The sequence below is a fragment of the Pseudomonas sp. KBS0710 genome (assembly GCF_005938045.2).
In the GTDB taxonomy this organism is placed as follows: Bacteria; Pseudomonadota; Gammaproteobacteria; order Pseudomonadales; family Pseudomonadaceae; genus Aquipseudomonas.
Genome location: NZ_VCCF02000001.1, coordinates 5724342 through 5744433, shown reverse-complemented (window position 1 = coordinate 5744433; position 20092 = coordinate 5724342). Strand labels below are relative to the sequence as shown.

Below are 20092 nucleotides of genomic sequence, written 5' to 3'. Positions count from 1 at the left end.
TAGAGTTTAGAAATGAATATTCTGAAGTGAATATTGATTTCTAGTCTTTGATTAGATCGTTCTTTAAAAATTTGGGTATGTGATAGAAAGATAGACTGAACGTTACTTTCACTGGTAACGGATCAGGCTAAGGTAAAATTTGTGAGTTCTCTTAATTGAGAAATTCGAATTTTCGGCGAATGTTGTCTTCACAGTATAACCAGATTGCTTGGGGTTATATGGTCAAGTGAAGAAGCGCATACGGTGGATGCCTTGGCAGTCAGAGGCGATGAAAGACGTGGTAGCCTGCGAAAAGCTTCGGGGAGTCGGCAAACAGACTTTGATCCGGAGATGTCTGAATGGGGGAACCCAGCCATCATAAGATGGTTATCTTACGCTGAATACATAGGCGTAAGAGGCGAACCAGGGGAACTGAAACATCTAAGTACCCTGAGGAAAAGAAATCAACCGAGATTCCCTTAGTAGTGGCGAGCGAACGGGGACTAGCCCTTAAGTGGCTTTGAGATTAGCGGAACGCTCTGGAAAGTGCGGCCATAGTGGGTGATAGCCCTGTACGCGAAAATCTCTTAGTCATGAAATCGAGTAGGACGGAGCACGAGAAACTTTGTCTGAATATGGGGGGACCATCCTCCAAGGCTAAATACTACTGACTGACCGATAGTGAACTAGTACCGTGAGGGAAAGGCGAAAAGAACCCCGGAGAGGGGAGTGAAATAGATCCTGAAACCGTATGCGTACAAGCAGTGGGAGCCTACTTTGTTAGGTGACTGCGTACCTTTTGTATAATGGGTCAGCGACTTATTTTCAGTGGCGAGCTTAACCGAATAGGGGAGGCGTAGCGAAAGCGAGTCTTAATAGGGCGTCTAGTCGCTGGGAATAGACCCGAAACCGGGCGATCTATCCATGGGCAGGTTGAAGGTTGGGTAACACTAACTGGAGGACCGAACCGACTACCGTTGAAAAGTTAGCGGATGACCTGTGGATCGGAGTGAAAGGCTAATCAAGCTCGGAGATAGCTGGTTCTCCTCGAAAGCTATTTAGGTAGCGCCTCATGTATCACTGTAGGGGGTAGAGCACTGTTTCGGCTAGGGGGTCATCCCGACTTACCAAACCGATGCAAACTCCGAATACCTACAAGTGCCGAGCATGGGAGACACACGGCGGGTGCTAACGTCCGTCGTGAAAAGGGAAACAACCCAGACCGTCAGCTAAGGTCCCAAAGTTATGGTTAAGTGGGAAACGATGTGGGAAGGCTTAGACAGCTAGGAGGTTGGCTTAGAAGCAGCCACCCTTTAAAGAAAGCGTAATAGCTCACTAGTCGAGTCGGCCTGCGCGGAAGATGTAACGGGGCTCAAACCATACACCGAAGCTACGGGTATCACGTAAGTGATGCGGTAGAGGAGCGTTCTGTAAGCCTGTGAAGGTGAGTTGAGAAGCTTGCTGGAGGTATCAGAAGTGCGAATGCTGACATGAGTAACGACAATGGGTGTGAAAAACACCCACGCCGAAAGACCAAGGTTTCCTGCGCAACGTTAATCGACGCAGGGTTAGTCGGTCCCTAAGGCGAGGCTGAAAAGCGTAGTCGATGGAAAACAGGTTAATATTCCTGTACTTCTGGTTATTGCGATGGAGGGACGGAGAAGGCTAGGCCAGCTTGGCGTTGGTTGTCCAAGTTTAAGGTGGTAGGCTGGAATCTTAGGTAAATCCGGGATTCTAAGGCCGAGAGCTGATGACGAGTTAACTTTTAGTTAACGAAGTGGTTGATGCCATGCTTCCAAGAAAAGCTTCTAAGCTTCAGGTAACCAGGAACCGTACCCCAAACCGACACAGGTGGTTGGGTAGAGAATACCAAGGCGCTTGAGAGAACTCGGGTGAAGGAACTAGGCAAAATGGCACCGTAACTTCGGGAGAAGGTGCGCCGGTGAGGGTGAAGGACTTGCTCCGTAAGCTCATGCCGGTCGAAGATACCAGGCCGCTGCGACTGTTTATTAAAAACACAGCACTCTGCAAACACGAAAGTGGACGTATAGGGTGTGACGCCTGCCCGGTGCCGGAAGGTTAATTGATGGGGTTAGCTAACGCGAAGCTCTTGATCGAAGCCCCGGTAAACGGCGGCCGTAACTATAACGGTCCTAAGGTAGCGAAATTCCTTGTCGGGTAAGTTCCGACCTGCACGAATGGCGTAACGATGGCGGCGCTGTCTCCACCCGAGACTCAGTGAAATTGAAATCGCTGTGAAGATGCAGTGTATCCGCGGCTAGACGGAAAGACCCCGTGAACCTTTACTATAGCTTTGCACTGGACTTTGAATTTGCTTGTGTAGGATAGGTGGGAGGCTTTGAAGCGTGGACGCCAGTCTGCGTGGAGCCAACCTTGAAATACCACCCTGGCAACTTTGAGGTTCTAACTCAGGTCCGTTATCCGGATCGAGGACAGTGTATGGTGGGTAGTTTGACTGGGGCGGTCTCCTCCTAAAGAGTAACGGAGGAGTACGAAGGTGCGCTCAGACCGGTCGGAAATCGGTCGTAGAGTATAAAGGCAAAAGCGCGCTTGACTGCGAGACAGACACGTCGAGCAGGTACGAAAGTAGGTCTTAGTGATCCGGTGGTTCTGTATGGAAGGGCCATCGCTCAACGGATAAAAGGTACTCCGGGGATAACAGGCTGATACCGCCCAAGAGTTCATATCGACGGCGGTGTTTGGCACCTCGATGTCGGCTCATCACATCCTGGGGCTGAAGCCGGTCCCAAGGGTATGGCTGTTCGCCATTTAAAGTGGTACGCGAGCTGGGTTTAGAACGTCGTGAGACAGTTCGGTCCCTATCTGCCGTGGACGTTTGAGATTTGAGAGGGGCTGCTCCTAGTACGAGAGGACCGGAGTGGACGAACCTCTGGTGTTCCGGTTGTCACGCCAGTGGCATTGCCGGGTAGCTATGTTCGGAATAGATAACCGCTGAAAGCATCTAAGCGGGAAACTAGCCTCAAGATGAGATCTCACTGGAACCTTGAGTTCCCTGAAGGGCCGTCGAAGACTACGACGTTGATAGGTTGGGTGTGTAAGCGCTGTGAGGCGTTGAGCTAACCAATACTAATTGCCCGTGAGGCTTGACCATATAACACCCAAGCAATTTGACTACTCTAACGAGCATCAGATTGCGGTGTGTGAAGACGAGATGAACCGAAAGTTCGACGCTCACAAAACACCGAAAGCTGTCACATACCCAATTTGCTGAAGCGAAGCCGACTGGCTACGACTCAGTACCCGAATTTCTTGACGACCATAGAGCATTGGAACCACCTGATCCCATCCCGAACTCAGTAGTGAAACGATGCATCGCCGATGGTAGTGTGGGGTTTCCCCATGTGAGAGTAGGTCATCGTCAAGATTAAATTCCGAAACCCCTGATTGCTAACGCAATTAGGGGTTTTGTTTATGTAGAAGTCCATGAATTTCACCGGCACGTTGCAAGCGCAACGGACTGGTACACAGAATTTCTTGACGACCATAGAGCATTGGAACCACCTGATCCCATCCCGAACTCAGCAGTGAAACGATGCATCGCCGATGGTAGTGTGGGGTTTCCCCATGTGAGAGTAGGTCATCGTCAAGATTAAATTCCGAAACCCCTGTCTGCTAACGCAGACAGGGGTTTTGTCATTTAGGTGGGATGATAATTCCCCGGCTGCAGACCGCTCACGTGTGCGTCTGGGCCGGACAAAGGCAGCCTGACGACACCCACAAAAAAGCCGACCCCTGAAATCAGGCGCCGGCTTGTTAGAAGCTATAACGGATCAGAACTGATAGCTGACCGTAGCACTGACATTACGCTCTTCACCCAAGTAGCAGAAGTTCAAGCTGGCACACGAAGCCACATAGCTTTCATTGGTCAGGTTGTTGGCATTGAGCCTTACATCCACACCCTTCAAGCCCATCTTGCCCAGGTCGTACCCTACTGAAGCGTCAAACAACGTATAGGCGGGCACCTTCATGGTGTTCTCGGCGTCTGCCCAGCTGTACCCCACGTATCGCACGCCCGCGCCAAGTCGCAAGCCGTCCAGGGCTGCACTATTGAATTTATAGTCCGCCCATACTGAAGCCATATGCCGAGGCGCCTGGGTCGGCGAGTTGCCTTTGTTTTCGATCAGATTGTCGGCGGAGCTTAAAGTACTCACCATCGACTTGGAGTACTTGATGTCGGTGAAGGTATAGCTGCCTAAAAGCTTCAGGTTATCGGTCAGTTGCACATGGGCTTCCAGCTCCAGCCCCTGGGAACGGACAGCGCCTACAGCACGATAGAAGTTTTCCTGCGGCAACTTGGTGGCCAGGTTCTCCTGGTCGATGCGAAACCACGATGCGGTAAACAGGTTGTCAGTTCCTGGCGGCTGATATTTCAAACCCGCCTCCCACTGTGTCCCGTTAGTCGGTGCCAGCGGGTTGCCCGCACTGTCGGAATAGGAGTTCGGGTTGAAAGACTCCGAGTAGCTGACATACGGCGCCAGGCCGTTATCAAACAGGTACAACGCCCCCGCCCGACCCGTCAGCTTGGTACGTTTGTCGCTGATCTGCGTACCCAGCGGTCGGCCCGCTTCGGCGATACGGTTTTCATCCGACGTCTCTACCCAGTCCTGGCGCAGTCCCAGTGAGAATCGCCATTTATCCATCTCAATCAGGTCTTGAAGATAGACGCCCGTCTGCTCCAGTCGTCGCAGATAACTGGTCAGGTTGGCATTGCTGATCGCCGAATTGCCATAGACCGGGCTAAACGCGTTGATCGGTTGCAGTGAACCGCTGGTCCAGTCCACCACTGTTTTACGCCGCTGATAATCCGCGCCCATCAGCATCGTATGTTTGGTTGCTCCGGTAAAAAATTCCGCCTGCAGCATATTGTCGATAATGAACGCATGCAGTTTTTCATCACCGCCGGAGTAATAGCGGTTCAGCTCATTGCTGGTTGGTGTAGTCCAGCCATAGGCATACACCTGGTCCAGCTTCACCTTGGAGTCGAGATAGCGGAAGTTTTGTCGCGCAGTAAACACATCGTTGAAGCGATGTTCGAACTGATAGCCAAACGACTGCTGGTCACGCTTGTACCCGTCTACCCCCGGCTCGCCTTCGAAAAAGTGGTTGGAGATACGCTGGCCATTGCGCTGGTGCAGTGCGCCGTCCGCCGGCATACCACCGTGATAACCACCCTCAGGGTCGTGCTGTAAATACGCTTGCAGTGTCAGTGAAGTGTCTTCGGTAAAGTCGATGCTCACTGTCGGCGCCAGTGCGTAGCGTTTTTCTTTGGCATGGTCGAATTGTGTGTCGGACTTATCCGCCAGCCCGGTCAGCCGATAGGCAACGCGCTTGTCATCGTCCACCGGCCCGCTGAAATCAAAACCCATCCCGCGTTGCCCGTTGCTGCCGACTGTCGCTTGCACTTGATGGTAGGGCTCGTACAGCGGCTTCTTACTGGTCAGTGCTACCAGACCTCCAGGCGAACTGCGCCCGTACAGCACAGAAGACGGCCCCTTAAGAATGTCCACGCGTTCAAGAAAGTACGGGTCCACCTGCATGGTGCTGTAAGTACCGCTGTCCCCCATGGACTTCAAGCCATCCAGGTAGATGTTGTCGACCGAGCCATCGTTGAAGCCGCGCATCGCCACATAATCATAGCGATGGGTTGCGCCATAGGGGTTCGTCAGCACGCCAGGGGTGTAACGCATGACTTGTGCCACGGTCTGAGAGCCCTGGTCGTCCATCTGTTCGCGCGTCACTACGGAGACGGTTTGCGAGGTTTCCAGCAGTGCGGCACTGGTCTTCGTTGCGATCTGACTGTGCGTCGCGTTGTAGCCGTCCATGCTGCCCAGCGCATTACCCAGGGCGAAGCCTTTGATGTCGGTGGTGGGCAACGTCAGCGTGCTGTTATGCGGCAGCGACTGCAAGACGAAGCTGGTACCGTCCTGTGACGCAGCCTGTAACCCCGAGCCATCGAGCAAATGATTCAGGCCCTGCTCCGCGGAGTACTCACCGCGCAGCCCTGGCGACTCCAGGCCCTGAGTCTGCGCTGGGGTGCTGGCAAGCGTAATGCCCGCCTGGCGGGCGAACTGATTGAGCGCGTCGCTCAGCGGGCCGGCAGGGATGTCGTAGCGCTGATGAATGCGCTCGCTGCCCGCTTGCGCAGCCATGCCAACAAGCGGAACCGCGCCCATGCCCATTGCCGTCGACAGTAAGGCTACGCGTATGGCCTTGGCCAAAAGAGGGTAGGAGGAGTCTGGTGAATCGTTGAGAAAAAGCACAGTCATGATCATGGTCCGTAGAGGCAGGTAAGGCAGACAAAGAGGCTTACTGTCTAAGCCGGACTCACGGAAAAAAGCCGCCAAAAAAACCTGAAAAATTCAGGCCAGGCGTTCCAGGCTCACCCACCAACGTGTGCGATAGCGCACTTGAACGGGCAGTGTTTGCGCAACGATCGCCAGCAACTTGTCGGTGTCTTCCAAGCGGAAAACCCCTGATAGCCGCAAGTCGCCGATATCCGCCGCACAGCCCAGATAACCCTGGCGGTAGCGCCCCACTTCCGACACAAAGTCAGCCAGACGCATGTCTCGCGTCACAATCAGCCCATCGGCCCAGGTGCCCATGTCCATGGTCAGCGGCGCAGACAACACGGCGTGCGCCTGGCTGATCAGATAGGTTTCCCCTGTGTGTACTTGGGTCGCCAAGCCATCGGCCGTATGCGGGGAATGGATGGCCACATTGCCGCTGACCACGCTCAAGCGTGTGCACTCGCTGTCTTGGCGCACGGTAAAACGCCCGTCGATGCCTTCGAGCAAGCCGTGGCGAGTGTGTACCAGCAAAGGCGCTGAAGAAGAGGGCGAGCCGTAGGTCACCAGAATTTCCCCGCGCACCAACGTGATCAGGCGCTGCTGCGTATTGAAGGTGAGGTTCACCGCACTGTCGGTGTTGAGTTGCAGGCGTGTGCCGTCCGGTAATTGCACGCTGCGCCGCTCGCCGGTGGCGGTGGCGAAATCGGACGTCCAGCGCTGCCAGCCGGTCATGTCCCGGCTTATCCACGCCGCCGACCCCACCAACACCACACCCGACAACACTTTCAGTGCCCGTCGTCGGCCCAAGCCTTGTGCGACGTTTTCCAGTGCCACATGCGCCCCAGGAATTGCCGCCATCTGGCTGTTCAATTCCCGTTGTAACGTCTGCACCCGTTGCCAAGCCAATTCATGGTCATCGTGAGCTTCACGCCAATGCTCACATTGCGCATGCAAGCGCTCATTCCCACGATTGTTACGCAGGCGCAGCGTCCAACTGATCGCCTGTTTGACCACCTGCGGGTCTGGCCCGGAACGCGCGGTGTTATCCATTGGCGTCAGGTTTCATAGCGCAGGACATAACAGTGATACAGCCCTTCAGCGATATACCGCTCCACCGAGCGCAGCGACACACCCATCTGCTGTGCGATCTGCTGGTGAGTCAGGCCATCGCACTGCGCCAGTAAAAACGCCTTACGCACCTTGGGATTTAATCCGTCCAATAGTCGGGCGACTTCCTCCAGAAGCTCCAACACCAACGCACGCGCTTCGGCGCTGGGTGCCAGCGCTTGCGGCAAGTGGGCGATGGACTCCAGGTAGGCCCGTTGGATTTCTTCGCGGCGCCAGTGATCAATCACCAGGCCTCGGGCGATGGTGCGCAAAAAAGCACGCGGCGCCTTGAGCTCAAAGCGTTCGGTTTTTTGCAGCAGGCGCACGAACGTATCCTGTGCCAGGTCCGCAGCATCGGCGGTATTGCCCAAGCGACTGCGCAGCCAGGTGTTGAGCCAGTTGTGGTGGGTGCTGTAAAGCGTGCGTACAACACTTTCGCACGCAATGTAGTCAGTAGAGGGCATTCACACAGGCCTGGCCAAACGTCACAAATGATAATTAGTCGCATTGTCTGGCAGGCGGAAAAATTTTGCAACGCCGGACCCTGAGCGTCTACCGCTGGTCGGTTTCCTACTCAAAATGAGGATGCTTCTCACAAATCTCTAAGATTTCTCCTGGAGTGGCCGAAAGCCTGACGAGCCATGCGTGCACCGAAATAGAGCGGTCGGAGAGTCCGCCTATCCCGTTACATGGAATGTTCCACTCGGCACGCTCACCCCCCTTTGGCAAAAGAAGTCGATGAAATGAATCTCAAGTTCAGTCATAAAATTCTACTGGCCGCGTCAGGCGTCGTGGTTCTGGCCTTCGCGCTATTTACCCTCTACAACGATTACCTGCAGCGCAGCACCATCACACAAAACCTTGAGTCGTCTATCCAGCAGTCGGGCGAGCTCACGGCCAGCAGCGTGCAGAATTGGCTCAGTGGCCGCATCCTGGTCCTCGAAAGCCTGGCGCAAAACGTTGCTCATCAAGGCAGCGGTGCCGACCTGCCGGGGCTGGTTGACCAGCCTGCGTTCACCTCGAACTTCCAGTTCACCTATGTTGGCCAAACCAACGGCGTATTCACCCAGCGCCCTGACGCCAAGATGCCCGACGATTACGATCCTCGTCAGCGCCCTTGGTACAAACAAGCAGTAGCCGCCGATAAAACCATGCTGACTCCGCCTTATATGGCGGCCGTTGGCGGGCAAATCGTGACCATTGCCCTGCCGGTCAAAAAGAACGGCGAACTGCTCGGTGTAGTGGGCGGTGACCTGAGTCTGCAAACCCTGGTGAAGATCATCAACTCGGTGGATTTCGGCGGTATTGGCCATGCGTTCCTGGTGAGCGCCGATGGCCAGGTCATCGTCAGTCCTGACCAGGACCAGGTGATGAAGAACCTCAAGGACATCTACCCTGGCACCAGCCTGCGTATCGAGAAGGTCAGCCAGGACGTTGTGCTCAACGGCCAGGACCGTATTCTGTCATTTACCCCTATCAGCGGTTTGCCGGGGGCGGATTGGTACATCGGCCTGTCGATTGACAAAGACAAAGCCTACGCACCACTGAGTAAATTCCGTACATCGGCACTGATCGCCATGTTGATCGCCGTAGTGGCCATCGCCGTACTGCTCAGCCTGCTGATTCAAGTGCTATTGCGTCCGCTGACCACCATGGGCGTGGCCATGCAGGACATCGCCCAGGGCGAAGGCGATTTGACCCGCCGCCTGGACGTGACCAGTAAAGATGAGTTCGGCGAAGTGGGCAGTGCATTCAACCAGTTCGTCGAGCGCATCCACGCCTCGATTTCCGAAGTGTCTTCGGCTACGCGTCAGGTACACGACCTGTCCCAGCGCGTCATGGCGTCCTCCAACGCTTCGATCATCGGCTCGGACGAGCAAAGCGCACGCACCAACAGTGTGGCGGCCGCCATCAACGAACTGGGCGCCGCCACCCAGGAAATCGCCCGCAACGCGGCAGATGCCTCCCAGCACGCCAGCGGCGCCAGTGAGCAAGCGGATGACGGGCGCAAGGTGGTGGAGCAAACCATCCTGGCCATGTCGGAACTCTCGCAAAAGATCAGCTTGTCCTGCACGCAGATCGAAACCCTGAACGCCAGCACCGATAACATCGGGCACATCCTTGATGTGATCAAAGGCATCTCCCAGCAAACCAACTTGCTGGCACTCAACGCGGCGATCGAGGCTGCGCGTGCCGGTGAAGCCGGGCGCGGGTTTGCCGTAGTGGCCGACGAAGTGCGCAACCTGGCGCACCGCACTCAGGAATCGGCCGAAGAGATCCACAAGATGATCACTTCGCTGCAAGTGGGCTCGCGTGAAGCTGTGACCACCATGAACGCCAGCCAGGTCTCCAGCGAAGAAAGCGTTGAAGTGGCCAACCAGGCGGGTGAGCGCCTGGTCAGCGTGACGCAGCGCATCGTCGAGATCGATGGCATGAACCAATCGGTCGCGGCGGCTACCGAAGAGCAGACCGCAGTGGTTGAAACCCTCAACGTTGATATCAACCAGATCAACCTGTTGAACCAGCAAGGTGTCGTCAACCTCAACGAAACGCTCAAGGACTGCGATGCGCTGTCGCAGCAGGCCAGCCGATTGAAGCAACTGGTCGACAGCTTCAAGATCTGACCCGGCTTGGCAGGAGCGAGGTCGCTCGCTCCTGCCTATCAGTCGAGCATTCGTCGCACATTCTCAAGGGCGCTGTTGGCGAAAGCCTGCGCAAACTGCTCAAACTCCGCCTGTGGTGTGTCGACCGGCTCGCCAATCAGCGTCCAGCTCGCCCTGGCGTGTTTGGCGTCGAGTGCTTCCACACACATGGCGGCCCATAGTCGCGCGACACCCAAGGTGTTGTAGAGGGTGGTCCACGTCATGCACATCGCAGCGTCGTCACGGCTGTTGAGTTGCTCAACGACGCGGTGCCCATCATGGAAAAATTTGGTGCGTAATGCGCCTACGCCGGTTCCCGTCATTTCGATGTGCGACAGGGCAGGAATGAAGGCATCAAAGCCTGCAAAATTTCCCACCACACTCCACAGGCGAGCGGCATCGCACGCGACGTCAACAGACGCTACCAGCGGTGCGCCATTGGGGTTACGGATCAATGTATCGGGTTGCAGCAGTTTCATAAGGAGTCCTGAAGCAGGTCAGAGAAAGCCAATGGCCTTGAGGTGGTCGCAGCCTTTGCGCAACAGCGCAGGGTCTTTGCGCGGGTACTGTTCGCCCATCGCTGCCACACCCTGGCGTGCGTTGTCGTGACAAATCATCGAGACGTCGCTGATGTCTTCCGCCAGGTCATCCAGGTAAAAACCCAGCACGCCAAACAGGGCGTTATCAGGCCCCACCGTTGGCAGCCTCTTTTGCCACTGCGCGACGCTCACCCTATCGAAAAGATGGCCGGCCTGGCTGAATGCATCCAGGTAATGGTCCCAGCTCAAGGGCTGCGGGTTATGCAGGTTGAAGACGTTTCGCCGCGCCGCGAATTGGCCGCAGTGAAACGCGACGAAACGTGCGAGAAAGTCTACCGGCATCAAGTCAAAATTCACTTCCAGGCTGGGCGCCAGGCCCAACTGCAGCGACCCCTTGAGCATCAGCATCAGGCGGTTGTTTTGCGGCTGGCACACACCGTTTTGGCTGTTGAACGCAATATTCCCCGGGCGATGAATATTCACCCAGGCGCCTTGCTCGACCGCACGCCCCAACAGCCGCTCGGCGACCCACTTGGAAAGGTTGTAGCCATTCTTGAGGTAGAGCGGCAACGTGGCCACGGCCGGTGTTTCGAGGATGTGACCCTGAGCGTCGACGCTGCTGCAGGCTGACAGCGTCGAGATGAAGTTGAAGACTTTCTTGCTGTGGGTTTCACACAGGCGCAGGCACTCAAGCACGGGTTGGACGTTATCCCTGGCGAGTGAGGCATAGTCCAGCACATGGTTGACCCTGGCGGCGTTGTGTAGCAACACACCATGGTTACGGGCGAGGTGGTCATAGACATCACAGGCCAGGCCCAGACGAGGCAGGCTGATGTCGGCGGCATAAACCTGCACACGGCTCAGGTCCAGATGTTCCAGGTGGTACTCGCGCAGTGCCTGTGCAAACCGGGCTGGCGCCGAGTGCCCTGGGCGTTCACGCACCAGGCATGCCACCTCCCGTGCTCCCTGCGCCAACAACGCTTCGACCAGGTGCACACCCACAAAACTGTTTGCACCCGTGACGATCACCTTGCGCGGATCGCCAGCGAACGTCTCTGGCAGGATGCTTACATTCAGCGCCTGGGATGCGTCCTTTTCCATCTGGCATGACGGTGTGTAAGACGGTGCAGCGTCTTCCATCAGCAAGGCGAGCGAACGAATCGTCGGTGCTTCAAAAAAACGGTTCAAGGAAAGGCTGCAGCCGAACTGTTCGCGCAAACGCAGCAGCAAGGTCGACAGCAAGATGGAATGGCCGCCCAGATTGAAAAAACTCTCATCAATGCAAAGTTCAACGCCAGGCACATCCAACAACTCGCTCCACAGCGTCACCAGGTGCGTTTGCAGCGGCGTTTGCGCCGAGGCGCGAGCGATGCGCGGCGTTGTGTGCCCGGGCGCCGTCAGCAACGCCTGGCGGTCAATTTTGCCATTGCCGGTGCAGGGCATTTCCGGTAGCTCTGTCCAACGCTCGGGTTGCATGTAAGCCGGCAACCACCGCTGTGCATGCTGCTTCAGATCCGCCACCGTCGCGTCGGCCTCGGGCTGGGCGGCAAACCCCAAAATCCGTCGGTTTTGGTCGATCACCACCGCCACTTGGCGAAACAGCCGACTGCTGCGCAGGCACTGTTCGATCTCCTGGGGTTCGACGCGAAAGCCCCTGATTTTCACTTGATCGTCCCGTCGTCCGCCCAGCTCGATACCGTCCGCCGTCCATTTTGCCCGGTCACCGCTGCGGTAGGCCCGCAGCGCTTGGCCGCCGGGCATCGTAAGTTCAACGAACGGGTTGCCCTCGGGCGGCGGCGCGGTCACATACCCCAGCCCTACACCGGGCCCCGTGATGTACAGATCGCCCATCACCTGCTCATCTACCGGTTGCAGCGCGTCATCGAGGATCAGCACCTGGCTGTTGGCGATGGGGCGCCCCACATTCCGATTGCTGTCACCGGGGCACAACGTCCGGTGGCTGACCAGCACTGTGGTCTCGGTAGGGCCGTAGAGGTTGTGCAACTGGCACTGGCCTGCCAGTCGTTCGATCACATACGGCTCGCAGGCATCGCCGCCGGTTATCAGATGGGTCAGGCCCAACGGCTGATCCAACGGCAGGATGCTCAGCAGCGCCGGCGGCAAAAAACCATGGCTGATGCGCTGTTGGCGAATCAACTCGACCAGTTGCTGAGGGTCGCGCCGCTGCTCTTCGCTGGGGACGATCAGCTCGGCGCCGGCGATCAGGGCCGGGAAGATATCGATCAGTGATGAATCGAAACTCAATGGCGAAAACTGCAGGACACGGCTGTGTTCATCCAGCCCCAGGCTGGCGCCGGCCCAGCCGGTGAAATGCGCAAGATTGCCCTGGCTCAGCAGTACGCCTTTGGGCTGGCCGGTGGTGCCCGAGGTAAACAACACCATGCACGGTGCGTCGAAGTTGGGTCGACGTTGCATCAATGGCTGCGTGATGTCGGCGTGGCTCGGGTCAATATTGCCTGCATTCAGTGTCGTGAACTGCTCGCGCAAAGGGTGTCGGCCGTCATCCAGCAATACCTTGGCGCCGCTGTGTTCCAGCATGGCCTGCTGGCGTTGCGGCGGATGATCCGGGGCCAGTGGCAGATACACCGCGCCGCAACCGAGTACGGCGAGAATACTGGCATACAGCTCGACGGACTTTTCCAGACACACGCCAACCACCGGCGCTTCAATGCCTCCCAGTAGGGGATGCAGGCGTTGCTGGATCGACAGGGCACGAAGCTGCAATTGGCGGTAACTCAGCACGTTGCCCGCGATGTTCAGCGCCGGGCGCTCGGCAAAGGCGTGCAGACTGGCCTGCAACCGTTCAATCATCGGCACCTGGGCGGCCTGCAACAATGCTGGCTGGTCAGTGCGATTGAACCGATGCACAAACGCCAGGGCGTCCAGCCCGTGCAAGCTGTGTTCAGGCCAGGTGTTGGTGATGCTGCTGGCAGCAAAGTAGCCTGCGTCCCTTGAGAAGCCGCTGACCAGCTCGGCGGCCCACTCCACCAGAGACTTGGTCGCCTGTCGGCGCAGGCGTTGGCCGTTGCCGCTGGGTTCATGGGCTATGTCGTGTACCGCCAGTACACGTTGGTGCTGGTCGTAGCCGCGCACCTGCAGGGAGGGCAGCCCACCTTCGCACAGCGGGCCGATACCCAGTCGCAGGCTTAACCACTGGCGTGCGACACAGTGAGTGAGCGGCGCTTGGGTGCCGTCCTCGATGAACAGGTCGAAGGGTTGCGTGGTGGTGACGTGCCCGTAGGCTTCGAGCACTTGCTTCAGCGCAATCAGGGCGTGGCTGGTGCCGGCCCATCCGATATTCAGACGCTGCATGTCTGCCTCCACGGCTCGGGCAGGTAGTCGCTCAACGCGTGTGCGACGCTGGGCGTATGCAGCACGCCGCTGTGATTCAGGAACCCCATGATGTTGCCGAGCAGCGGGTGCTGGCGGGTGATGGGGAAGTGCAGCGCCATGACTTCGTCGCGTAGTGCCTGGCGGATGTCGGTGCCTACGTCCAAGTGCTCGACAAGCTGCAGGTCGAAGTCTTTGTGCAGCGTGTTGGTCAGGTAGTGGGTCAAGAAGGTCGGCAGGACTGCGGCGATGCTGTCTCGGTCTGCCGGGCTAGCCGCCTGCCAGTAAAGACGCACCAGCTGCGTCCAGAACTGGGCGTGACGACCCTCGTCAAACAAGTGATCGGCCATCAAGCCGCGAATGGAAGGTTTGACGCTGTCGTCCTTGGCAAACGCCGCTACGTCGTGTGTGACGGTGTTCTCGGCGATGGCCACCCCAATCAACGTCACAGCGTCATGCAGGTGTTGCGGTGCCAGCGCCCGGGCAGCCGGCAAGGCCCGGCTCAGTTCGATTTGCGTGGGCAACTCGAGCGGTTCTATGCCCGTGAGTTCAATGGTCTGCTGCAGGAAGTCCAACGCAACCAGCGCGTGGTAATCCTCATCAACCACGACCGTCATTGCATCAATGCGACAGGCAAGGGGGAAGGGCAGTGCGAAACGATTCTTGGCAATGCTGCGGGCGGTCGTGTCGACGATCTCGGTTTCAAAGATCACCACGTCGTTGATGAATTTGTAGAAGCTTTGCGTCAACACGAAGTCGCGCCACTGCGGGCAGTGCTCAACAAAAGTTGCACTGAGCACCAGAGGTTGGCGGCAGACCGGAAAGATCAAGCGATCGTCGTTTTCCAGCAGGCGTCGGGGGCGTGTGCGGATGGTGGCGCGGCGTTCCCAATCTTCGGCAAACGAGCGGTAGTCTGCGGTGTTCATGGTTGCACCTCATGGAGCGAGGCGTGTACGTCGTCCCAGAAACCGAGGCGGTTTTCTATGGCGCGCAGGGCGGCTTCATCCGCCTCGTGTTGGCGCTTGGGGTCGGCACCGATCAAGCGCTGGAGTAACTGCTCTGCGCCTGGGCCATGATCCTGGGTATCCAGTTCGATGTGACGGCTGAGGTAGTGACAGAACAACGGTGCCTGACGCGCCATGAAGGCGTCGCCCTGCAGAATACGTTCGAACATCGATGGGATGACGCTCTCGCGGCCGTGCAGGAACGTTGCTGCCACACAGTGGGCTGGCGCGTTCAGCGCGGTCTGCAAGGTGCTGCTGACAAAGCGCGCCACGCCAGGGCGTACATTGACCCTTTGCATCGCAGTATCTGCCTGGACGCCTTGGCGCTGCAGTTCAATGAAGTGTCGGATGGCTGAGGTGTCTGCGCCTGTCTCGGTCATCGCCTCCAGATACAGCTCGAAGTGGCTGCAGTGGCCACGTGTTGGATGTTCGTCTGACTCTTCGCCAAGCACGATTTCATTGATCAGGCGTGCGCTTTGCGGGTCACCGGGCGGCAGCCAGGGTAATTGCATGCACGTCAGATCCTGCTGCAGGCGTTTAGCCAGACTCATGAAATCCCAAACAGCAAATACATGCTGCTCCATAAAAACTTGTAACTTCTTAAGTGAGGTTATTTCTGTAAATAACGGATGACTGCATAGCTGTAGTTTTTTTTGTTCAAGCAAATGTTGATGCATGGTTGACGCCTATAAGTTGTTGCGATTGCTCTGGAAACAGTGATGGGGTTTTGTAATGAAAAGCAGAGGGCCGGCGTTTAGCCAAGCCACGCGTACAGCGCTAACCTGACACAGGTTTGCACTGCCGAGTGAAGTGTTCTTTTATGGGTGGAAGATAATAATCTGATTAAACGTTTGGATAAACTGATGAAAGTATTAAATGTTTTTTCGAGAAGGAACTTGTTGTGATCAAGTAGTGTGAAAGTGTGTGAGAAGTTTCTTTGATAAGCGTGGGTTTACTTGAGTGTTAATCTCGGCCTGGCGCATAAACGTGGGGTACTTCCTGAGAGGAAAGATACCCCAGAGCGTTCAAGTGGCAAGAAAAGGCGGGTAAACCCTTACTGTGCAGTTTTTTTTGCTGTGCCCTCAAGGCTATCGAGGTAGGTATTGATCACTTCCATACCGCGCATCAGGTGATTGCGCAGTGTCAGGATGCTTTCGTCGACTTTCTTGTGCACCACCAGGTTCAGCAATTCACGGTGATCTTCCTGGGACGTCTCGCCCAGGCCCATTGCCTCGAGGTTGAAGCGCAGAAAGCGTTCCTCCTCATTCAAGCCGTGTTCAACCAGTTTGAGCAACCGCTGGTTGGGCGCCTTGCCATACAACGCCATGTGGAACAGGCGGTTGAGCCGGCCAATCTCGGCATAGTCACGCTCTTGCTCCAACGTATTGATGCAGGCTTCAGCCTCAGCAATGTCTGCTTCGGTGAGCAACGGAATCGACAGGCGTAGCGCTTCGGACTCCAGCAATATGCGCAAGGCATAGGTCTCGGCCGAGTTATCCTCGATCAACGGCGCAACCACGGCGCCTTTGTGGGTTACGACGTGAAGCAAGGACTGGGCTTCCAGCTGGCGCAAGGCTTCGCGCACGGGCATGCGGCTGACGCCGAACAGGCTGGCCAATTCTTGCTGGCGCATCGCGGTACCACAGGGCAACCTGCCGTCGAGAATGGCATTGCGCAACGTTTCTTCAATAACGGCGCGTGCAAGATGGGCGGGAATAGGCCCGCTGATTTTGATGCTGCTTAAGGGGTTCGGCTTCTGCGTCACGGTTACGCTATCCTCCTATCTTGAATGGAGTGTGTTTAATTGGATCCAAAGCACACTAGAGATGGGTCGCGCGCTTGTCAAACAGCCAAAGTTTCAGTTTGTAAGGGCTTACAGGCGATACTTTGTGCGTCCCACAAGCGGCGTTTATAAACTCGAACCGCTTATGAATGATTGCACTGTGCCATTGTTTTTTGTTGGTTGAAGCTTCACCATCCCTGAAATTCCGTCTCTCTTCACGGACTGAACGCCTTGGCGGTAAGTTTTATTCCCTCTCGAATTGTCGGCTGGCTACTTTCAGCGACTTTGCTCGCTGGCCTGATGCCCGGCGGGCTGCATGCCGATTGGGATTTCTCGCAGATCAGCCGCAAAGCCACGGCTCTGTACGGGCCGCTCGGCGAGGGCCAACAGCGCATCGACGCCTGGCAGCGCCTGTTGGCGACTGAAAAGAAGGTCGACGAACAGGAACAGCTCAAGGTCGTTAACCTGTTCTTCAACAAGCAGATGAGCTACGTAGAAGACATCGATCTCTGGCACGTGGTCGACTATTGGGAAACCCCCATCGAAGCGCTGTGGAAAGGTGCGGGAGATTGCGAGGACTACGCAATCGCCAAGTATTTCAGCCTGCGTCACCTGGGCGTCTCCAGCGACAAATTGCGCATTACTTACGTTAAGGCTTTGCGTCAGAATCGCGCGCACATGGTGCTGACGTATTATCCGACCCCCGATGCCATCCCGCTGGTGCTCGACAGCCTGATGGACGAGATCCTGCCGGCTACCCGCCGTACCGACCTGGTGCCGGTGTACTCATTCAACGCCGAGGGCCTGTACCTGCCTGGCGCCACGGGCAACAAGAAAGTCGGTGATACCAAACGCTTGTCGCGTTGGCAGGATGTGTTGAAAAAAATGCGTGCGGAAGGCTTCCCGGCCGAGCCTGCCAACTAGGAGTAACTGATCGGATGTCACTGTTCAAACAACTATTGATCGCTATCTGTCTGTTCCTGGTGGTCGCCTTCAGCGGCAGCTTCATGGTCAGCCTGGAAAGCTCGCGCACCCAATACGTCAACCAGTTGCGCTCCCATGCACAAGACGCGGCGACGGCGCTGGCGTTGTCGCTGACGCCCAATATCGACGACCCGGCGATGGTGGAGTTGCTGGTCAGCTCGATTTTCGACAGCGGCTATTACGCCAGCATCCGTGTGGTGGATTTGGCCACCGACAAAACCATCGTCGAGCGCAGCGGCATCCCGGACAACAACGGCGTGCCCAACTGGTTCGTCAAGCTGATCGGCCTGGAGCCGGCTGGCGGCGATGCGCTGGTCAACCGTGGTTGGGAGCAGGCGGCGCGTGTAGAGGTGGTCAGCCACCCGATGTTCGCCCTGGCCAAGCTCTGGCAAAGCGCACTGGGCAGCCTGGGCTGGTTGCTGCTGTGCGGTGCGGTGAGTGCGGTGCTGGGCGCGCTGCTGCTGCGTCGGCAGTTGAAGCCGCTGGACTACATGGTCAAGCAGTCCCACGCCATCGCCCGCCGCGAGTTCCTCAGCCTGCCTGATCTGCCACGCACGCCGGAACTGCGGCGCGTCGTGCAGGCCATGAACCAGATGGTGGAGAAGCTCAAGGCGCTGTTCCAGGAGCAGGCCGAGCGCAGTGAAAAATTGCGCATCGAGTCCTACCAGGACAACCTCACCGGCCTCGCCAACCGGCGTTATTTCGAGATGCAACTCAACGCCCGCGTGAGTAACCCGGAAGACACCAACTCCGGTTACCTGTTGCTATTGCGGGTCAAGGACCTGGCCGGCCTTAACCAGCGCCTGGGTGGCCAGCGCACGGACCAGTTGCTGCAAGCGGTGGGCGAACAGTTGTTGCGCCAGTGCGAGCCTTACCCGGAAACCCACAACCTCGTCACCCGTATCCGTGGTGGTGAGTTCGCGGTGCTGGCGCCCGGGCTGGTGCGTGAAGAAGCGCTGCAATTGGCGCAGAACCTCGAAAGCACCCTGCTCAGCTTGCAAGCCACCAGTGCCAGTGACGTCACGCCGGTGGCCTACATTGGCCTTGCGCCTTTCAACCACGGTGATTCGCCCCAGGCATTGCTGACCCTGGCTGACCAGGCTCTGGCCCAGGCCGAAGGGCAGGGCGACAGCAGTTGGGTGTGCCTTGACCACAGCGCCGCCGCCAGTGTCGGTGACGATCACCATGCCTGGCACACGCTGTTGGACCAGGCCCTTACCAACCAGCGTTTTGAGCTGTACTTCCAGCCGGTCGTCGCCAGCCAGGATCCACAACTGGTGCTGCACTACAAAGTGCTGTCGCGCTTACAGGATGACGACGGCCACACCATTCCGGCCGGGCGTTTCCTGCCGTGGCTTGAGCGTTTCGGCTGGACCGCACGCCTGGACCGATTGATGCTCGAGCAGGTGCTCAAGCAGATGGCCAGTCATACGCACAGCCTGGCGCTGAACCTCTCGGCCGCCACCTTGCAGGACGCCCAGGCGCTGAACCGGATTGTCGAGTTGCTGCGCCAGCACAGCAACCTGGGCCCGCGCCTGACCCTGGAAATCGGCGAAGAACAATTGCCCGAACAGGCTCTGCTGGAGCAGTTGACCCAGCGCCTGCGCGAGTTGGGCTTCTCTCTGAGCCTGCAGCGTTTTGGTGGGCGCTTCAGCATGATCGGCAACCTGGCGCGCCTGGGTTTGGCGTACCTGAAGATCGACGGCAGCTACATCCGCGCCATCGACCAGGAAAGCGACAAACGCCTGTTTATCGAAGCGATCCAGCGCGCGGCCCACAGTATCGACTTGCCGTTGATTGCCGAGCGCGTAGAAACCGAAGGTGAATTGAAGGTGATTCGCGAGATGGGGATTTTCGGCGTGCAGGGCCAGTTGTTTGGTGAGCCTGCGCCCTGGAAGTGATGCAAATCCAATGTTGGAGCGGGCTTGCCTGCGATAGCATCACTTCGGTTTGCCTGATACACCGAAGTGTCTGCATCGCAGGCAAGCCAGCTCCCACATTTCGATCCGGTTCGACTTTAAGAAATCAGATCAAGCCCGTCTCTTCATCATTGATCAGGTGGCTCAACCCACCCAGCGCTTCCCGTGCATGGTTACGGTCCATCAGCTTGGCCTGGGCCGCTGGCGGCAGGTCGGTCACGCTGATCACGCCCTTGCGGGTCAGTACCTGGATCAAGTCGTCCAGTACCCGGATCATCTCCAGGTCGCTCTGCTTGAGCTGCGCCAGGCTGGTTTCTACCACTTCGTTGGCATACCAGGCCTGGATCTCATGGTGATCGGCCGGCAGGGTTTCGGTCGACTCGGCAAAGGCGGCGGCCTCCACGCGACTCAGCACTCCCTGTGCATCACGTTGCACGTAAAACATAAGAATCCCT

At 57.2% G+C, this 20092-nt stretch carries 12 protein-coding genes and 3 rRNA genes; 6 read left to right on the top strand and 9 right to left on the bottom strand.

Annotated elements, in window-relative coordinates; translation table 11 throughout:
* The first annotated feature begins 220 nt into the window (after window positions 1–220).
* From FFI16_RS26115 to rrf (FFI16_RS26105), 3 genes are all read left to right on the top strand, one after another.
* A 23S ribosomal RNA gene (locus tag FFI16_RS26115) occupies window positions 221–3112 on the top strand.
* A 157-nt stretch (window positions 3113–3269) separates the two neighbouring features.
* Window positions 3270–3385: ribosomal RNA gene (gene rrf / locus FFI16_RS26110) — 5S ribosomal RNA — on the top strand.
* Window positions 3386–3494: 109 nt separating this feature from the next.
* Window positions 3495–3610: ribosomal RNA gene (gene rrf / locus FFI16_RS26105) — 5S ribosomal RNA — on the top strand.
* A 181-nt stretch (window positions 3611–3791) separates the two neighbouring features.
* On the opposite strand, the gene FFI16_RS26100 is transcribed toward rrf (FFI16_RS26105), so the two are convergent.
* From FFI16_RS26100 to FFI16_RS26090, 3 genes are all read right to left on the bottom strand, one after another.
* Complete coding sequence (locus FFI16_RS26100; RefSeq protein ID WP_138813118.1) at window positions 3792–6287, bottom strand: TonB-dependent siderophore receptor; 2496 nt, start codon at window positions 6285–6287, stop codon at window positions 3792–3794.
* Between the two features lie 93 nt (window positions 6288–6380).
* Window positions 6381–7358 carry a FecR domain-containing protein gene (locus FFI16_RS26095; RefSeq protein ID WP_138813117.1) on the bottom strand — a complete coding sequence of 326 codons (978 nt, stop codon included), beginning with the start codon at window positions 7356–7358 and terminating at the stop codon, window positions 6381–6383.
* A gap of 5 nt (window positions 7359–7363) precedes the next feature.
* Entirely contained in the window at window positions 7364–7879 is a 516-nt protein-coding gene (locus FFI16_RS26090; protein WP_138813116.1) for a sigma-70 family RNA polymerase sigma factor, read from the bottom strand.
* A gap of 279 nt (window positions 7880–8158) precedes the next feature.
* On the opposite strand from FFI16_RS26090, the gene FFI16_RS26085 reads away from it, so the two are divergent.
* A complete protein-coding gene (locus tag FFI16_RS26085) occupies window positions 8159–10039 on the top strand; it encodes a methyl-accepting chemotaxis protein (RefSeq protein ID WP_138813115.1) in 1881 nt (626 codons plus the stop codon).
* Between the two features lie 38 nt (window positions 10040–10077).
* Here FFI16_RS26085 and FFI16_RS26080 read toward each other — a convergent pair whose 3' ends face one another.
* The 5 genes from FFI16_RS26080 to FFI16_RS26060 all read right to left on the bottom strand — a co-directional run bounded on the left by FFI16_RS26080 (window position 10078) and on the right by FFI16_RS26060 (window position 16716).
* Window positions 10078–10536, bottom strand: a complete 459-nt coding sequence (locus tag FFI16_RS26080) for an SRPBCC family protein (RefSeq protein WP_138813114.1) — start codon at window positions 10534–10536, stop codon at window positions 10078–10080.
* Window positions 10537–10554: 18 nt separating this feature from the next.
* Entirely contained in the window at window positions 10555–13929 is a 3375-nt protein-coding gene (locus FFI16_RS26075) for an amino acid adenylation domain-containing protein (RefSeq protein WP_138813113.1), read from the bottom strand.
* Window positions 13917–14873, bottom strand: a complete 957-nt coding sequence (locus FFI16_RS26070) for a diiron oxygenase (RefSeq protein ID WP_138813112.1) — start codon at window positions 14871–14873, stop codon at window positions 13917–13919. The genes FFI16_RS26075 and FFI16_RS26070 overlap by 13 nt, the downstream gene beginning before the upstream one ends.
* The gene (locus FFI16_RS26065; protein ID WP_138813111.1) at window positions 14870–15628 is read right to left on the bottom strand and encodes a DUF3050 domain-containing protein; all 759 of its coding nucleotides are present in this window, start codon (window positions 15626–15628) and stop codon (window positions 14870–14872) included. The genes FFI16_RS26070 and FFI16_RS26065 overlap by 4 nt, the downstream gene beginning before the upstream one ends.
* A gap of 377 nt (window positions 15629–16005) precedes the next feature.
* Window positions 16006–16716, bottom strand: a complete 711-nt coding sequence (locus FFI16_RS26060; RefSeq protein ID WP_138813110.1) for a GntR family transcriptional regulator — start codon at window positions 16714–16716, stop codon at window positions 16006–16008.
* Window positions 16717–16965: 249 nt separating this feature from the next.
* On the opposite strand from FFI16_RS26060, the gene lapG reads away from it, so the two are divergent.
* Complete coding sequence (lapG, locus tag FFI16_RS26055; RefSeq protein WP_138813109.1) at window positions 16966–17658, top strand: cysteine protease LapG; 693 nt, start codon at window positions 16966–16968, stop codon at window positions 17656–17658.
* 14 nt (window positions 17659–17672) lie between these two features.
* A complete protein-coding gene (gene lapD / locus FFI16_RS26050) occupies window positions 17673–19619 on the top strand; it encodes a cyclic di-GMP receptor LapD (RefSeq protein ID WP_138813108.1) in 1947 nt (648 codons plus the stop codon).
* 124 nt (window positions 19620–19743) lie between these two features.
* On the opposite strand, the gene FFI16_RS26045 is transcribed toward lapD, so the two are convergent.
* Window positions 19744–20082, bottom strand: coding sequence for a tryptophan synthase subunit beta (locus FFI16_RS26045; protein WP_110625702.1), 339 nt, complete (start codon window positions 20080–20082; stop codon window positions 19744–19746).
* Between the last annotated feature and the right edge of the window lie 10 nt (window positions 20083–20092).